This is a genomic window from Streptomyces djakartensis (assembly GCF_014651075.1).
In the GTDB taxonomy this organism is placed as follows: domain Bacteria; phylum Actinomycetota; class Actinomycetes; order Streptomycetales; family Streptomycetaceae; genus Streptomyces; species Streptomyces djakartensis.
Genome location: NZ_BMWE01000009.1, coordinates 182,361 through 195,542 on the forward strand (window position 1 = coordinate 182,361; position 13,182 = coordinate 195,542).

Sequence of the window (13,182 nt, forward strand, 5' to 3'; positions counted from 1 at the left end):
ATGCACGTCCTCGTGGTGCACAACCGCTACTCCTCGGCGCAGCCGAGCGGGGAGAACAGGGTCGTCGACCAGGAAGTGGGGCTGTTGCGCGCGGCCGGCCACCGGGTGGGGGTCTTCGAGCGGCGCAGCGACGACATCGCCGGCCGGTCCCTCCTGGGCAAGGCCGCGGTGCCGCTCCTCGTGCCGTGGAACCCGGCGGTCCGCAGGGAGCTCACCGCCCGGCTGCGCAGCGACCGGCCGGACGTGGTGCACATCCACAACGTCTTCCCGCTCCTGTCGCCCGCGGTCCTCGCCGCCTGCGCGGAGGCCGGTGTACCCGCCGTCGCCACGCTGCACAACTACACCCAGGTCTGCCCGCCGGGCACGCTGCACCGGGACGGCCGGTCGTGCACCGAGTGCGTCGGGACGAAGGCGTCACTGCCCGCCGTCCGGCACGGCTGCTACCGGAACTCCCGCCTTGCGACGGTGCCGCTGGCGGTCAGCCTGTCGGCCAACCGGCGGCGGTGGTGGTCCGGCGTGGCGCGGTTCTTCTGCATCTCCGCGGCGCAGCGCGACGTCCTGGTGCGGTCCGGCATGCCGCCCGAGCGGCTGGCCGTGAAGCACAACTTCGTTCCGGAGCCGGGTGCCCGCCGGGCGGGCGCCGGCGAGCATGTGCTGTTCCTGGGCCGGCTCGCGGAGGCCAAGGGCGTGCGGCTGCTCATGACCGCGTGGGACGACATCGCGGCGAACGGCGGTGTGGGCGTGCCGCTGGTGCTCGCCGGCGCGGGGCCACTGGAGCGGGAGGTGACCGCCTGGGCGGCGGGCCGGGACGACGTGCGCCACGTCGGGCTGCTCGACCAGGCCCAGGTCCGGCACGCCGTCGCGCGGTCGGTGGCCGTGGTGGCTCCGTCGATGGCCCTGGAGACGTTCGGCCTGGTGGTCGCGGAGGCGATGGCGGCGGGGGTCCCGGCCGTCGCCGCCGGTCACGGCGCGTTCGTCGAACTCGTCGAGGACGGGGTGACCGGGCTGCTGCACCGCCCGGGCGAGCCCGGCTCGCTCGCGTCCTGCCTGCGCCGGATCACGGCCGAGCCGGACCGCAACCAGGAGATGGGCCATGCGGCCAGGCGCCGCTACGAGCGGCGCTTCAGCCCGGCCGTCGGGCTGGAGCGGCTGGTGGATGAATACCGCACCGCGATCGCGGGGCGGACGGAAGCGATGGGGGACGGAATCAATGGGGGGCAGTAGATGACACGATGCCGACTCTGCGGCTCGGCGGCGCTGGCGAGCGTCGTCGATCTCGGGGCGACGCCACCGTGCGAGAGCTTTCTCGCCGCGGACCGACTGGACGAGCCGGAACCGGCGTACCCGCTGCACCTGCGGGTCTGCACCGACTGCTGGCTGGCGCAGATCCCGCCGCTGATCACGCCGGAGGAGACGTTCAAGGAGTACGCGTACTTCTCCTCGTACTCGACCTCCTGGGTGGAGCACGCGCGTACGTTCGTCGCCGACGCCGTCCGGCGGGTGGGGCTCGGCCCGGACGCCTTCGTGGTCGAGGTCGCCAGCAATGACGGGTACCTGCTGAAGCACGTGGTGGACCGGGGGATGCGCTGCCTCGGCATCGAGCCGTCGGTGAACGTCGGCGCCGCGGCGCGCGAGGCGGGTGTGCCCACGCTCACGGAGTTTTTGGGCCCGGACACCGGCTCGGCCGTCCGCGAGGAGCACGGCCCGGCCGATCTGGTCGTGGCCAACAACGTGTACGCGCACATCCCCGACGTGATCGGGTTCACCCGGGGCCTGCGTGCCCTGGTCGCCGACGACGGCTGGGTCTCCATCGAGGTGCAGCACCTGCTGACCCTGATCGAGGAGAACCAGTACGACACGATCTACCACGAGCACTTCCAGTACTACACGGTGGCGTCCGCGATCCGGGCGCTGGCGAGCGGCGGACTCGCGCTCGTGGACGTCGAGTTGCTGCCCACGCACGGCGGCTCCGTCCGGCTGTGGGCCCGGCCCGCCGAGGTGGCGGGAGAGCCGAGCCGGCGAGTGGCCGACGTGCTGGCCCGGGAGAAGGCCGCCGGTCTGCGGGAGCTGTCCGGGTACACGGAGTTCTCGGCCCGGGTGGCCAAGGTGCGCCGGGACCTGCTCAAGTTCCTCATCGAGGCGGCCGAGCGCGGCGAGACGGTCGTCGGCTACGGCGCCCCGGGCAAGGGCAACACCCTGCTCAACCACTGCGGCATCCGGCCCGACCTGCTCCCGTACACGGTCGACCGCAACCCCTACAAGCACGGCAGGTTCACCCCGGGCACCCGCATCCCGATCCTGCCGCCGGAGCGGATAGCCGCCGACCGGCCGGACTACGTGCTCGTCCTGCCCTGGAACCTGCGGGCCGAGCTGGTCGAGCAGCTGTCCTTCGTCCACGACTGGGGCGGCCGGCTGGTCTTCCCCGTCCCGGAACTGAGCATCGTCGAGGCCGCGTCCCGAGAGGTCACAGCATGAAGGTCGTTCTGTTCTGCGGTGGTTACGGGATGCGGATGCGCAGCGGTGCCGCGGACGACGTGCCCAAGCCGATGGCGATGGTCGGCCCCAGGCCGCTGATCTGGCACGTCATGCGCTACTACGCGCACTACGGGCACAGGGAGTTCATCCTGTGCCTCGGATACGGGGCCCACCACATCAAGGACTTCTTCCTCAACTACGAGGAGACGACGTCCAACGACTTCGTGCTGAGAGGCGGGCGGACCGAGCTGCTGTCCACCGACATCGCGGACTGGACGATCACGTTCGCGCAGACCGGCATCGAGTCACCGATCGGGGAGCGGCTGCGCCGGGTGCGGCACCACCTGGAGGGCGACGAGATGTTCCTCGCCAACTACGCCGACGTGCTCACCGACGCCCCGCTGCCGGAGATGATCGACCGGTTCGCCCGGCGCGACGCCGGGGCGTCGATGATGGTGGTGCCGCCGCAGTCGTCCTTCCACTGCGTGGAACTGGGCGAGAACGGCCTGGTGGGGGGCATCACCGCGGTGAGCGAACTGCCGCTGTGGGAGAACGGCGGCTATTTCGTGCTGCGCCAGGAGGTCTTCGACCACATACCGGAGGGCGGGGACCTGGTCGCCGACGGCTGCGCCCAGCTGGCCAAGCGGGGCCGCCTGGTGGCGCACCGGCACCGCGGCTTCTGGAAGCCGACCGACACCGTGAAGGAGCGGGCCGCGCTCGACGAGGCCTACGCCCGGGGCGACCGTCCGTGGGCCGTGTGGGAACGGGACGGCGCCGGGGTGAGCGCGTGATCCGCCTGGGGTCCCGCCGCCTGGACCGGATCGTCGCGGTCGGGGCGCACTGCGACGACATCGCCATCGGCGCGGGCGGGACGCTGCTGACGCTGTGCCACGCGAGGCCTGGTCTGCGTGTCGACGCACTGGTGCTCTCCGGTGGCGGCACCGAGCGGGAGCGGGAGGAGCGGGCCGCGCTCGCCGCCTTCTGCCCGGGTGCCGACCTGCGGCCGACCGTGCTCAAGCTGCCGGACGGCCGGATGCCCGTGCACTGGGAGGAGGCCAAGGCCGCGGTCGAGGAGTTGCGCGCGCGGAGCGAGCCGGATCTGATCCTGGCCCCGCGCACCGACGACGCGCACCAGGACCACCGCGGACTGGCACGGCTGATACCCACCGCGTTCCGCGACCACCTGGTGCTCGGCTACGAGATCGTCAAGTGGGACGGCGATCTCGGCCGCCCGGCGGCGTACCAGCCGCTGTCGCCGGAGATCGCCGAGCAGAAGGCACGGCTGCTGCAGGAGCACTACCCCTCGCAGCGGCACCGGCCCTGGTACGACCGGGAGGCCTTCCTCGGCCTCGCCCGGATCCGCGGTGTCGAATGCCACGCGCGCTACGCCGAGGCGTTCGCCGTCACCAAACTCACGCTCGACCTGGGGGACTGAACCTTGCGCGTACTGCTCACCGGACACCAGGGCTATCTGGGCACCGTGATGGCCCCGGTCCTTGACGCGGCCGGACACGACGTCGTCGGCCTCGACGCCGGCCTGTTCGCCGGCTGCGTCCTCGGCCCGGCGCCCGCCGACCCGCCGGGTCACCGGGTGGATCTGCGCGATGTCACGGCCGGCCACCTGGCCGGGGTGGACGCCGTGATCCACCTGGCCGCGCTCTCCAACGACCCGCTGGGCTCCCTGGCGCCGGAGCTCACCTACGACATCAACCACCACGCGTCCGTACGCCTCGCCCGGCTGGCCCGCGACGCCGGGGTGCGGCGCTTCCTGTACGCGTCGACCTGCTCGGTGTACGGAGCCGCCGGCGGGGACGATCTGGTGGGCGAGGACGCCCCGCTGCGCCCGGTGACCCCGTACGCGGAGTCCAAGGTGCGGGTGGAGGACGACCTGCACGCGCTGGCCGACGGCGACTTCACCCCGGTGTTCATGCGCAACGCCACCGCTTTCGGCTACTCGCCCCGGCTGCGCGCCGACATCGTGCTGAACAACCTGGTGGGCCACGCGCTGCTGTCCGGCGAGGTGCTCGTGCTCTCGGACGGCACCCCCTGGCGCCCGCTGGTGCACGCCGCCGACATCGCACGGGCGTTCACGGCCGCGCTGACCGCGCCGCGCGAGGCCGTGCACGACCGGGCGTTCAACATCGGCAGCGAGACCAACAACGTCACGGTCGCCGAGATCGCCGGTCAGGTCGCCGAGGCGGTGTCCGGCGCGAAGGTGGTGATCACCGGGGAGACCGGTGCGGATCCGCGCTCGTACCGGGTGGACTTCTCCCGGTTCCGCGCCGCGGTTCCCGGATTCGACTGCGAGTGGACGGTGAAACAGGGCGCCCTGGAACTCGCCGACGCCTACCGGGAACACGGGCTGACCAGGGAGGACTTCGAGCGGCGCTTCACCCGCCTCGCGGTGCTGCGCGCGGCGTTTGACGCCGGTGCCGTGGACGGCACCCTGCGGTGGCGCCGGTGACCGGGCTCGGCGCTGAGATGCACGCGCTGGTGGAGCGGCTGTACCCGCTGTGCCGGAGCATCACCGGCGACGGTGTGCGCGCCACCCTGGACATCGTCGGCGAGTACATCCCGCTGCGGGTGCACGAGGTGCCGACCGGGACGCAGGTGCTCGACTGGACGGTGCCGCAGGAGTGGAACATCCGGGACGCGTACATCGCCGACGCCGCCGGGAACCGGGTCGTCGACTTCGCGGCGTCCAGCCTGCACGTGCTCGGCTACAGCGTGCCGGTGTCGGCGACGATGCCGCTGGACGAGCTGCGCCCACACCTGCACACCCTGCCGGACCACCCGGGCTGGGTGCCGTACCGCACCAGCTACTACCGGCGGGAATGGGGGTTCTGCCTGGCCCAGGAGACCCTGGACGCGATGCCGGACGGCGAGTACGAGGTGTGCGTCGACTCCACACTCGCCGACGGCCACCTCACCTACGCCGAGCACGTGGTCCCCGGGCAGGTCACCGACGAGGTGATCGTCTCCTGCCACGTCTGCCACCCGTCGCTGGCCAACGACAACCTGGCCGGCATCGCGGTGGCGACGTATCTGGCCCGGGCGCTGGCACGGCGGACGCCGTACTACACGTACCGGTTCCTGTTCGCGCCCGGCACCATCGGGGCGATCACCTGGCTGGCCCGCAACGCGGAACGGGTGGAGCTGATCAAGCACGGACTCGTGCTGGCGTGCGCCGGAGACCCGGGTCAGCTGACGTACAAGCAGAGCAGACGCGGCGACGCGGAGATCGACCGGGTGATGCGGCACGTACTGGCCCGCTCCGAACGCCCCCACCGGATAACGGAGTTCACTCCGTACGGCTACGACGAGCGGCAGTTCTGCTCACCCGGGTTCAACCTCGGCGTGGGCTCGCTCACCCGGACCCCGTACGCCGCCTATCCCGAGTACCACACCTCGGCGGACAACCCGGAGTTCGTCTCCCCGGAGGCGATGGCGGACACCCTCGACGTCTGCCGCGAGGCGTTCGCCGTGCTGGACCGCAACCGGCGCTACCTGAACCTCAGCCCTTACGGCGAACCGCAGCTGGGCCGGCGCGGGCTGTACGACGCGCTCGGCGGCCGCAGCGACACCAGGCAGGCCCAGATGGCCATGCTATGGGTGCTCAACCTCTCCGACGGCGAGCACGGTCTGCTGGACGTCGCCGAGCGGTCAGGGCTGCCGTTCGACACCGTCGCCGCCGCGGCCGCGGCCCTGCACGGCGCCGGGCTGATCAAGGCATGACGCCGATGACCACCGAGGAGGAACAGACGACGGCACCGGCCGGGTCCGCCAAGCGGGCCCTCGCCGGCCGGCTGTCCTGGGGGCTGGCCGACCAGGCGGCCTCCAGCATGTCCAACTTCGCGGTGGGCCTCTACGTGGCCCGCTCGCTGGGAGTGACCGCGTTCGGCGTGTTCAGCCTCGCCTGGGTGAGCTACGGCGTGGTGCTCAACGTCTCCCGCGGCCTGGCCACCGACCCGCTCGTGGTGCGCTTCAGCGGCGTGCCCACCGAGACCTGGCGCGCGGCGGTGACCCGGTCGTCGGGGACCGCGCTCGGCGTCGGTGCCGCCCTCGGCGCGGCGTGCCTGGCGACCGGGCTCGGTGCCGGCGGCCGCGCGGGTTCCGCCTTCGCCTGCCTCGGCGTCGTCCTGCCGGGGCTGTTGTTGCAGGACGCGTGGCGGTTCGCGTTCTTCGCCGCCGGCGCCGGACGGAAGGCGTTCGTCAACGACGTCGTGTGGGGCGTCGCGCTCGTCCCGGCCCTGGTGATGGCGGCCCGAGTGGGCAGCGTGTCCGCGTATCTGCTCGCCTGGGGCGGGTCCGCGGCGGTGGCCGCGGTGTACGGCTGCTTCCAGTCCGGCATCCGGCCCCGGCTGACCGGTGCGCGCGAGTGGCTGCGCGCGCACCGGGACCTCGGCTGCCGGTACCTGGTCGAGAACGTCGGCAACAGCGGTGCGAGCCAGCTGCGGGCATACGGGCTCGGCGCGATCGCCGGGGTCGGCGCGGTGGGCGTGATCCGGGGTGCCGAGCTGCTGCTCGGCCCGTTCCTGGCCGTGCTGATGGGTCTTTCGCTGGTCACCGTCGCGGAGGCGGCACGGGTGCTGCGGCGGGCCCCGCACCGCCTCGGCGCGTTCTGCCTGCTGCTGGGCGGCGGGCAGGCCGCCGCCGCGCTGCTCTGGGGCGGGGCGCTGCTGCTGGTCCCCGACCGGCTCGGCGTGTTCCTGCTCGGCGGCGTCTGGAGCGCCGCCTCGGGGCTCATCGTGCCGGTCACGCTCGGCGTCGCGGGCGCGGGACTCGGCACCGGCGCGGCGGCCGGACTGCGCGCGCTCGGCGCGGCCGCGCGCAGCCTGCGCAGCCAGCTGATCGCCTCCGCCTGCTACGTCACCGGCGGGCTCGGCGGTGCGGCCGTGGCCGGCCCGGCCGGCTCCGCCTGGGGCGTCGCCGCCGCCACCGTCACCGGCTCGGCCGTGTGGTGGCTGCAACTGCGGTCCGCCCGGCGTGAGCACCACCACAAGCCCCTTCGCGAAGTGAGGACGTCATGACCGCCCATCCCCGGCTGAGCATCGGCCTGCCCGTCTACAACGGCGAGGAGTACCTCGCCGAGTCGCTCGACGCCCTGCTCGGCCAGAGCTACGAGGACTTCGAGCTGGTCATCTCCGACAACGCCTCCACCGACGGCACCGAGGACATCTGCCGTGAGTACGCGGCGCGGGACTCGCGCATCCGGTACATCCGGCTGCCCCGGAACATCGGCGCCGCCCCCAACCACAACTACGTGTTCACCCGCTGCCACGGTGAGCTGTTCAAGTGGGCCTCGCACGACGACCTGTACGCCCGGGACCTGCTGCGGGCTTGCGTGGAGGCGCTGGACGAGCGGCCCGACGTGATCCTGGCGCACGCCGACCAGGCGGTGATCGACGGCGACGGCAAGGTGAAGGTCCCGTACGAGTACACGCTCGCCACCGCCTCGCCGAGCGCGCCCGAGCGTTTCCGCAGCATGCTGTTCGAGCCCGGCGGCGACGACTTCTACGGGGTGATGCGGGCCGACGTGCTGCGCCGGGTGAAGCCGCACGACAGCTACCACCACGCGGACCGCACCTTCGTCGCCGAGATCGGCCTGCACGGGCCCTTCCACCAGGTGCCGGAGCTGCTGTACTTCCGCCGCGACCACCCCACCCGCGCCGAGCGGGCGAACCCGTCCAAGCGCTCCCGGTGCGTCAACCTGGACCCGCGGCGGGCCGGTCCGCTGCACCCGACGCCACGGCTGCTCGCCGAGTACGTCTGGGGCTTCGTCGCGGCGATCCGGCGGGCGCCGCTGTCCGCGGCCGACCGGCGCGCCTGCTACCGCCACCTGGCCGCCTGGATGACCAGCCGGGCCCGGCCGGGCGCCGGCGAGCGGGTGGAGGACCGCGCCCCGGTCGACCCGGACCGGTTCGACGTCTGCGTCGACGCCCTCGTCGCCGGCCGTGAGGGGAGGCGGGCATGATCCCGGTGCGGGTGGGCGTGTTCGGCCTCCTCGGCTCCGGCAACCTCGGCAACGACGGATCGCTTCAGGCCCTGCTCGGCTACCTCCGCGCCGAGCATCCGGATGCGGTGGTGGACGCGCTGTGCGGCGGACCCGAGGCCGTCGCGTCCCGGTACGGGATCCCCGCGACGCGACTGCACTGGTACCGCGGGGAGTACCGGACCGCTTCACGTGCCGGCGCGATCGCGGCCAAGGGTCTGGGCAAACTCGTCGACGCCGTCCGCACCGCCGCCTGGGTGCGCCGGCACGACGTGGTGATCGTGCCGGGCATGGGCGTCCTGGAGGCCACGCTGCCGCTGCGGCCGTGGGGCTTTCCCTACTCGCTGTTCCTGCTCTGCGCGTCCGGCCGGCTGTTCGGCACCCGCGTCGCGCTGGTCGGCGTCGGCGCCGCCGCGATCGGCGCCCGGCCGACCCGGGCCCTGGTGCGCTGGTCGGCACGGCTGGCCGCCTACCGGTCGTACCGGGACGCCCTGTCCCGCGACGCGATGCGGGCGATGGGTGTGGACACCGCAGGCGACGAGGTCCACCCGGACCTCGCCTTCGCCCTGCCGGCGCCGCCGCCGGGCACGCCCCCGGACCCGTCGGCCCACCCGCGACCGGTCTGCGTCGGCGTCATGGACTTCCACGGCGGAGACGACGACCGCGGCCGGGCCGAGGAGATCCACCGGCGCTACCTCGACGGGACGACCCGGTTCGTCCGCGCGCTGGCCGAGGAGGGCAGACCGGTCCGGCTGCTCACCGGTGACGCGTGCGACGCGCCGGTGGTCGCGGCGATCCTCGACGCGGTGGACTCGCCGCTGGTCACCGCTGCCGAAGTGACCTCGCTGACCGACCTGATGAAGGAGACGGCGGCCGCCGACACCGTGGTGGCGACCAGGTACCACAACCTGGTGTGCGCGCTGAAGACCGGAACGCCGACACTCGCCCTCAGCTATGCGGCGAAGAGCGACGCGCTGATGGGCCGGATGGGCCTTGCCGCGTACTGCCACCCGGCTCGCGAGGTCGACGCCGACCGGCTGCTGGAGCAGTTCCGGGCGCTGGAGCGGCGATCGCCCCAGGTGCGGCAGACCCTCGCCGAGCGGAACCTGGTCGCCGCCCGGCAACTCGAGCGCCAGTTCACCGCGTTGACCGCGGCCCTGTTCCCGGGGACCGACCACACCACCGCCCGTCAGGAGGCTGCGTGAAAGCGACCGAAGTCCCGGCGATAGCCGGCGCGTACCTGTTCGAGCCGACGCCGTACACCGACGAACGCGGCTTCTTCTGCCGCACCTTCGACGCCGACGTGGTCCGCTCGGTGGGCCTCGACCCGGACGCCTTCGTCCAGGACAGCCTGTCCCGCTCGGTCCGGGGCGTGCTGCGCGGCCTGCACCTGCGCTCCGGCGCCGGCGAGGCCAAGCTGGTGCGGTGCTCGTACGGGCAGATCTTCGACGTCGTCGTGGACCTGCGGCCGGACTCGCCGACCTACCTGGGCCGGGCCTTCTTCGAGCTGTCCGGCGAGACGCAGGCGACCCTCTACATCCCGGCGGGATGCGCGCACGGCTTCCAGGCGCTGACCGAAACCGCCGACACCTCGTACCGGATCGACCGCCCGCACGATCCGGCCGAGGACGTGACCATCGCCTTCGACGACCCGGAACTCGCCGTTCCCTGGCCACTGCCGGTCACAGCGATGTCCGAACGGGACCGAAAGGCGCCAACCCTGGCCGAAATCCTGCGGCAGAAGGAGAGTTGAGGCCGCCGTGCACACCGAAGGCGCTGCAGAGACCGAAGAGCTCCTCCTGCCCCGGTCGCGTACGGCGAACGAGCGGCTGCACACCATGATCCCCGGCGGCGCGCACACCTACGCCAAGGGCGACGACCAGTACCCCGAGAACCTGGCCCCGGTCATCAGCCACGGCCGCGGTGCCCACGTGTGGGACATCGACGGCAACCGCTACGTCGAGTACGGCTCCGGCCTGCGGTCGGTCAGCCTGGGCCACGCCCACCCACGCGTGATCGAGGCGGCGCGCCGGGAACTCGACCGCGGCAGCAACTTCGTCCGCCCGTCCATCGTCGAGGTCGAGGCCGCGGAACGCTTCCTGGCCACGGTACCGACCGCCGAGATGGTGAAGTTCGCGAAGAACGGCTCCGACGCCACCACCGCCGCGGTGCGCCTGGCCCGCGCCGCCACCGGGCGCGCGCGGGTGGCCCTCTGCGCCGACCACCCCTTCTTCTCCGTCGACGACTGGTTCATCGGCACCACACCCATGTCGGCGGGCATTCCGGCGGCCACCACCGACCTCACCGTGGCGTTCCCCTACGGAGACCTGGCCGCCACAGAGGAACTGCTGGAGAGCTACCAGGACGAGATCGCCTGCCTCATCCTCGAACCCGCCACCCACACCGAGCCACCGCCCGGTTACCTCACGGGCCTGCGCGAACTGGCCGACCGGCACGGCTGCGTACTGGTCTTCGACGAGATGATCACCGGCTTCCGCTGGTCCGAGGCGGGCGCGCAGGGTCTGTACGGCGTCGTCCCCGACCTCTCCACGTTCGGCAAGGCGCTGGGCAACGGGTTCGCCGTCTCGGCGCTGGCCGGGCGCCGCGATCTGATGGAGCGGGGCGGGCTGCGGCACTCCGGCGACCGGGTGTTCCTGCTGTCCACCACGCACGGCGCGGAGACGCACTCACTGGCAGCCGCGATGGCCGTGCAGACCACCTACGTCGAGGAGGGTGTCACCGCGCGGCTGCACGCCCTCGGCGAGCGGCTGGCCGCCGGTGTCCGCGAGGCCGCGGCCGCCATGGGCGTCGGCGAGCACCTCGTCCTGCGGGGCCGGGCCAGCAACCTGGTCTTCGCCACCCTCGACGAGAACGGGCAACCGTCGCAGCGGTACCGCACCCTGTTCCTGCGCCGGCTCCTCGCGGGCGGAGTGCTCGCCCCGTCGTTCGTGGTGAGCGCCGCGCTCACCGACGCCGACATCGACCACACCGTCGACGTGGTGGCCCAGGCCTGTGCGGTGTACCGGAAGGCACTGGACGCCGCCGACCCCACCGGCTGGCTGGGCGGGCGCCCGGTGAAGCCGGTGTTCCGCCGCTTGGCGTGACGTGGCGTCAGCGCCGCTCGGGACGGCGACCGGCGTCGGCGGTACGGTCGACTGTTCGGTCAGCCACCTGGTCGACCAGCCACCCCGTCGCCGGTACCACCGCCAGCGCGGTGCACCAGCCGCCGAGGACGTCGGTCGGGTAGTGGGCGCCCAGGACGACCTGGGCCCAGCCCATGGCGGCGCCGGCGACCAGCCCCGCGGCGAGCACGAGTGCGGTGCCGGCCGCCCTGCCGAGGCCGAGCCGGCCGGTCGCGAGCAGCGCCACCGCGAGGGCGAGGGCGGTGAGGAAGGCGGTGTGCCCGCTCGGATAGGACAGGTTTCCGTCGCCGTGGATGGTGCGTCCGACCAGGGACTTGAGCAGCGTGGTCACCGCCACCGCCAGGCCGGCCCCGGCAACGGCGAACACCGCCGCCCGAGGACGCCGGAGCAGCAGGCACCCCGCCACGGCGGCCGCGACCAGCGTTGCCGCTCCTGCCGGCTCCCCCAGGAAATCCACGGCCAGAGCGACGTCCCACCAGGTCGCCCCCACCCCGTCCACGGCCGCCGAGATCCGCGCGTCCACCCTGCCGGGCCGGCTGTCGCCGGCATACAGGGCCGCGAGCACGACGACCACCGCCGCGGCGAGGGCCGCGACCAGAGCGAGCCCGACGCGCAGCCGGGGGGCCAGCACGGCGGACGCGGACCGGGCGGTCACACTCCCACCTCCTTGTCCGTTGTGCACGGCGGGGGACGTGAGTCGATCACGAGGTACCGCTTCCGGCCCTGGACCGTTGTGTGGAGCGGCGCGCCGTCAGGAGCGGCTGGACCAGTCGGCGGCGGGTCACGCCGCGGCGGCCGTTGATGAGGGCGATCAGGAGGTCGACCGCTTGCTCGCCCACCTCGTCCGGCCGGAGGCTGACCGTGGTGATGGGTGGGGTCGTCGTCGCGTAGTCCGGGTCCTCGCTGATGCAGGCGACCAGGAGATCCCGCGGCACCCGGAGGCCGCGGTAGCGGGCGGCGGCCAGGATGTCGTGGCCTGAGTCGGAGTACACGCCGATGACGGCGTCCGGTCGGGGGTCGCGGTCCAGCAGCCGGCCGACTGCCTCACGTTCAGCCGTGACGTGGTCGGGCAGCGTGGCGTACCCCTCGACGAGGACGGCCATGTCCCGCTCGGCGCACCGGGCGTGCCCGGGTTCGCGTGCCGCGGCGAGTACGCGCTGCCTGGTCGCGTCGGACAGGCGTCCGGTGCCGTCGAGTGCGTGGGACACCGTGGCCGTGGACACCCCGGCCCGTGCGGCCACCGCACCGAGCGTGGGACGCCGCCAGGCACGCGAGATCGTCATCCGTACCCCAACACCCTTGCGGCTTGCGGTTAAGACGTTAATCACACACCGTACCGGGCGACGGCGGCCGGTACGGCCGCCGGGTGAGGAGGCGGCGCAGCACAGGGGCGCGCCTCCGCGCCCTGGTCCCCGACATCACCGAACGCGACGTGTACGTCTGCGGGCCGCCCTCGATGACCGCGGCCGTGCTCGGCGCCCTGCGCGAGCTGACGGTTCCCCACCGGCAAGTGCACGCCGAGCGGTTCGGCCTGGCCTGACAGGCCCGGGCGTCCCCCTTCCTGCCGGGACA

At 73.1% G+C, this 13,182-nt stretch carries 14 protein-coding genes; 12 read left to right on the top strand and 2 right to left on the bottom strand.

Annotation, left to right across the window (positions count from 1 at the left end; translation table 11 throughout):
* Genes IE212_RS17495 through IE212_RS17545 form a run of 11 tightly spaced genes read left to right on the top strand, consistent with a single transcriptional unit; the run spans position 1 to position 11,571 of the window.
* Positions 1-1,224, top strand: a complete 1,224-nt coding sequence (locus IE212_RS17495; RefSeq protein WP_190198918.1) for a glycosyltransferase — start codon at positions 1-3, stop codon at positions 1,222-1,224.
* Positions 1,225-2,475, top strand: a complete 1,251-nt coding sequence (locus tag IE212_RS17500) for a class I SAM-dependent methyltransferase (RefSeq protein ID WP_190198794.1) — start codon at positions 1,225-1,227, stop codon at positions 2,473-2,475. It begins immediately after the preceding gene.
* A complete protein-coding gene (locus tag IE212_RS17505; RefSeq protein WP_190198795.1) occupies positions 2,472-3,266 on the top strand; it encodes a sugar phosphate nucleotidyltransferase in 795 nt (264 codons plus the stop codon). Before IE212_RS17500 ends, IE212_RS17505 begins: the two co-directional genes overlap by 4 nt.
* Positions 3,263-3,910 carry a PIG-L deacetylase family protein gene (locus tag IE212_RS17510; RefSeq protein ID WP_190198796.1) on the top strand — a complete coding sequence of 216 codons (648 nt, stop codon included), beginning with the start codon at positions 3,263-3,265 and terminating at the stop codon, positions 3,908-3,910. Before IE212_RS17505 ends, IE212_RS17510 begins: the two co-directional genes overlap by 4 nt.
* Before the next feature lie 3 nt (positions 3,911-3,913).
* Positions 3,914-4,939 carry an NAD-dependent epimerase/dehydratase family protein gene (locus tag IE212_RS17515; RefSeq protein WP_190198797.1) on the top strand — a complete coding sequence of 342 codons (1,026 nt, stop codon included), beginning with the start codon at positions 3,914-3,916 and terminating at the stop codon, positions 4,937-4,939.
* Positions 4,927-6,210, top strand: coding sequence for a DUF4910 domain-containing protein (locus IE212_RS17520; protein ID WP_190198798.1), 1,284 nt, complete (start codon positions 4,927-4,929; stop codon positions 6,208-6,210). The genes IE212_RS17515 and IE212_RS17520 overlap by 13 nt, the downstream gene beginning before the upstream one ends.
* Before the next feature lie 5 nt (positions 6,211-6,215).
* Positions 6,216-7,505, top strand: a complete 1,290-nt coding sequence (locus IE212_RS17525; RefSeq protein ID WP_373301403.1) for an MATE family efflux transporter — start codon at positions 6,216-6,218, stop codon at positions 7,503-7,505.
* The gene (locus IE212_RS17530; protein ID WP_190198800.1) at positions 7,502-8,449 is read left to right on the top strand and encodes a glycosyltransferase family 2 protein; all 948 of its coding nucleotides are present in this window, start codon (positions 7,502-7,504) and stop codon (positions 8,447-8,449) included. The genes IE212_RS17525 and IE212_RS17530 overlap by 4 nt, the downstream gene beginning before the upstream one ends.
* Complete coding sequence (locus IE212_RS17535) at positions 8,446-9,672, top strand: polysaccharide pyruvyl transferase family protein (protein WP_190198801.1); 1,227 nt, start codon at positions 8,446-8,448, stop codon at positions 9,670-9,672. Before IE212_RS17530 ends, IE212_RS17535 begins: the two co-directional genes overlap by 4 nt.
* Positions 9,669-10,220, top strand: coding sequence for a dTDP-4-dehydrorhamnose 3,5-epimerase (gene rfbC, locus IE212_RS17540; protein WP_190198802.1), 552 nt, complete (start codon positions 9,669-9,671; stop codon positions 10,218-10,220). The genes IE212_RS17535 and rfbC overlap by 4 nt, the downstream gene beginning before the upstream one ends.
* A gap of 7 nt (positions 10,221-10,227) precedes the next feature.
* Positions 10,228-11,571 carry a glutamate-1-semialdehyde 2,1-aminomutase gene (locus IE212_RS17545; protein ID WP_190198803.1) on the top strand — a complete coding sequence of 448 codons (1,344 nt, stop codon included), beginning with the start codon at positions 10,228-10,230 and terminating at the stop codon, positions 11,569-11,571.
* Between the two features lie 7 nt (positions 11,572-11,578).
* On the opposite strand, the gene IE212_RS17550 is transcribed toward IE212_RS17545, so the two are convergent.
* Together IE212_RS17550 and IE212_RS17555 are read right to left on the bottom strand one after the other, a co-directional pair.
* Positions 11,579-12,265: a phosphatase PAP2 family protein gene (locus IE212_RS17550; RefSeq protein WP_190198804.1), complete on the bottom strand. Its 687-nt coding sequence runs from the start codon at positions 12,263-12,265 to the stop codon at positions 11,579-11,581.
* 46 nt (positions 12,266-12,311) lie between these two features.
* The gene (locus IE212_RS17555) at positions 12,312-12,893 is read right to left on the bottom strand and encodes a substrate-binding domain-containing protein (protein WP_190198805.1); all 582 of its coding nucleotides are present in this window, start codon (positions 12,891-12,893) and stop codon (positions 12,312-12,314) included.
* 83 nt (positions 12,894-12,976) lie between these two features.
* On the opposite strand from IE212_RS17555, the gene IE212_RS17560 reads away from it, so the two are divergent.
* Positions 12,977-13,150 carry a hypothetical protein gene (locus IE212_RS17560; protein ID WP_373301401.1) on the top strand — a complete coding sequence of 58 codons (174 nt, stop codon included), beginning with the start codon at positions 12,977-12,979 and terminating at the stop codon, positions 13,148-13,150.
* The last annotated feature ends 32 nt before the right edge of the window (positions 13,151-13,182 follow it).

Excerpts from the sequence above, each read along its gene's own strand:
- IE212_RS17495 (WP_190198918.1), top strand. The coding sequence starts at position 1 with ATGCACGTCCTCGTGGTGCACAACCGCTACTCCTCGGCGCAGCCGAGC.
- IE212_RS17500 (WP_190198794.1), top strand. The coding sequence starts at position 1,225 with ATGACACGATGCCGACTCTGCGGCTCGGCGGCGCTGGCGAGCGTCGTC.
- IE212_RS17505 (WP_190198795.1), top strand. The coding sequence starts at position 2,472 with ATGAAGGTCGTTCTGTTCTGCGGTGGTTACGGGATGCGGATGCGCAGC.
- IE212_RS17525 (WP_373301403.1), top strand. The coding sequence starts at position 6,216 with ATGACCACCGAGGAGGAACAGACGACGGCACCGGCCGGGTCCGCCAAG.
- IE212_RS17530 (WP_190198800.1), top strand. The coding sequence starts at position 7,502 with ATGACCGCCCATCCCCGGCTGAGCATCGGCCTGCCCGTCTACAACGGC.
- IE212_RS17535 (WP_190198801.1), top strand. The coding sequence starts at position 8,446 with ATGATCCCGGTGCGGGTGGGCGTGTTCGGCCTCCTCGGCTCCGGCAAC.
- IE212_RS17555 (WP_190198805.1), bottom strand. The coding sequence starts at position 12,893 with ATGACGATCTCGCGTGCCTGGCGGCGTCCCACGCTCGGTGCGGTGGCC.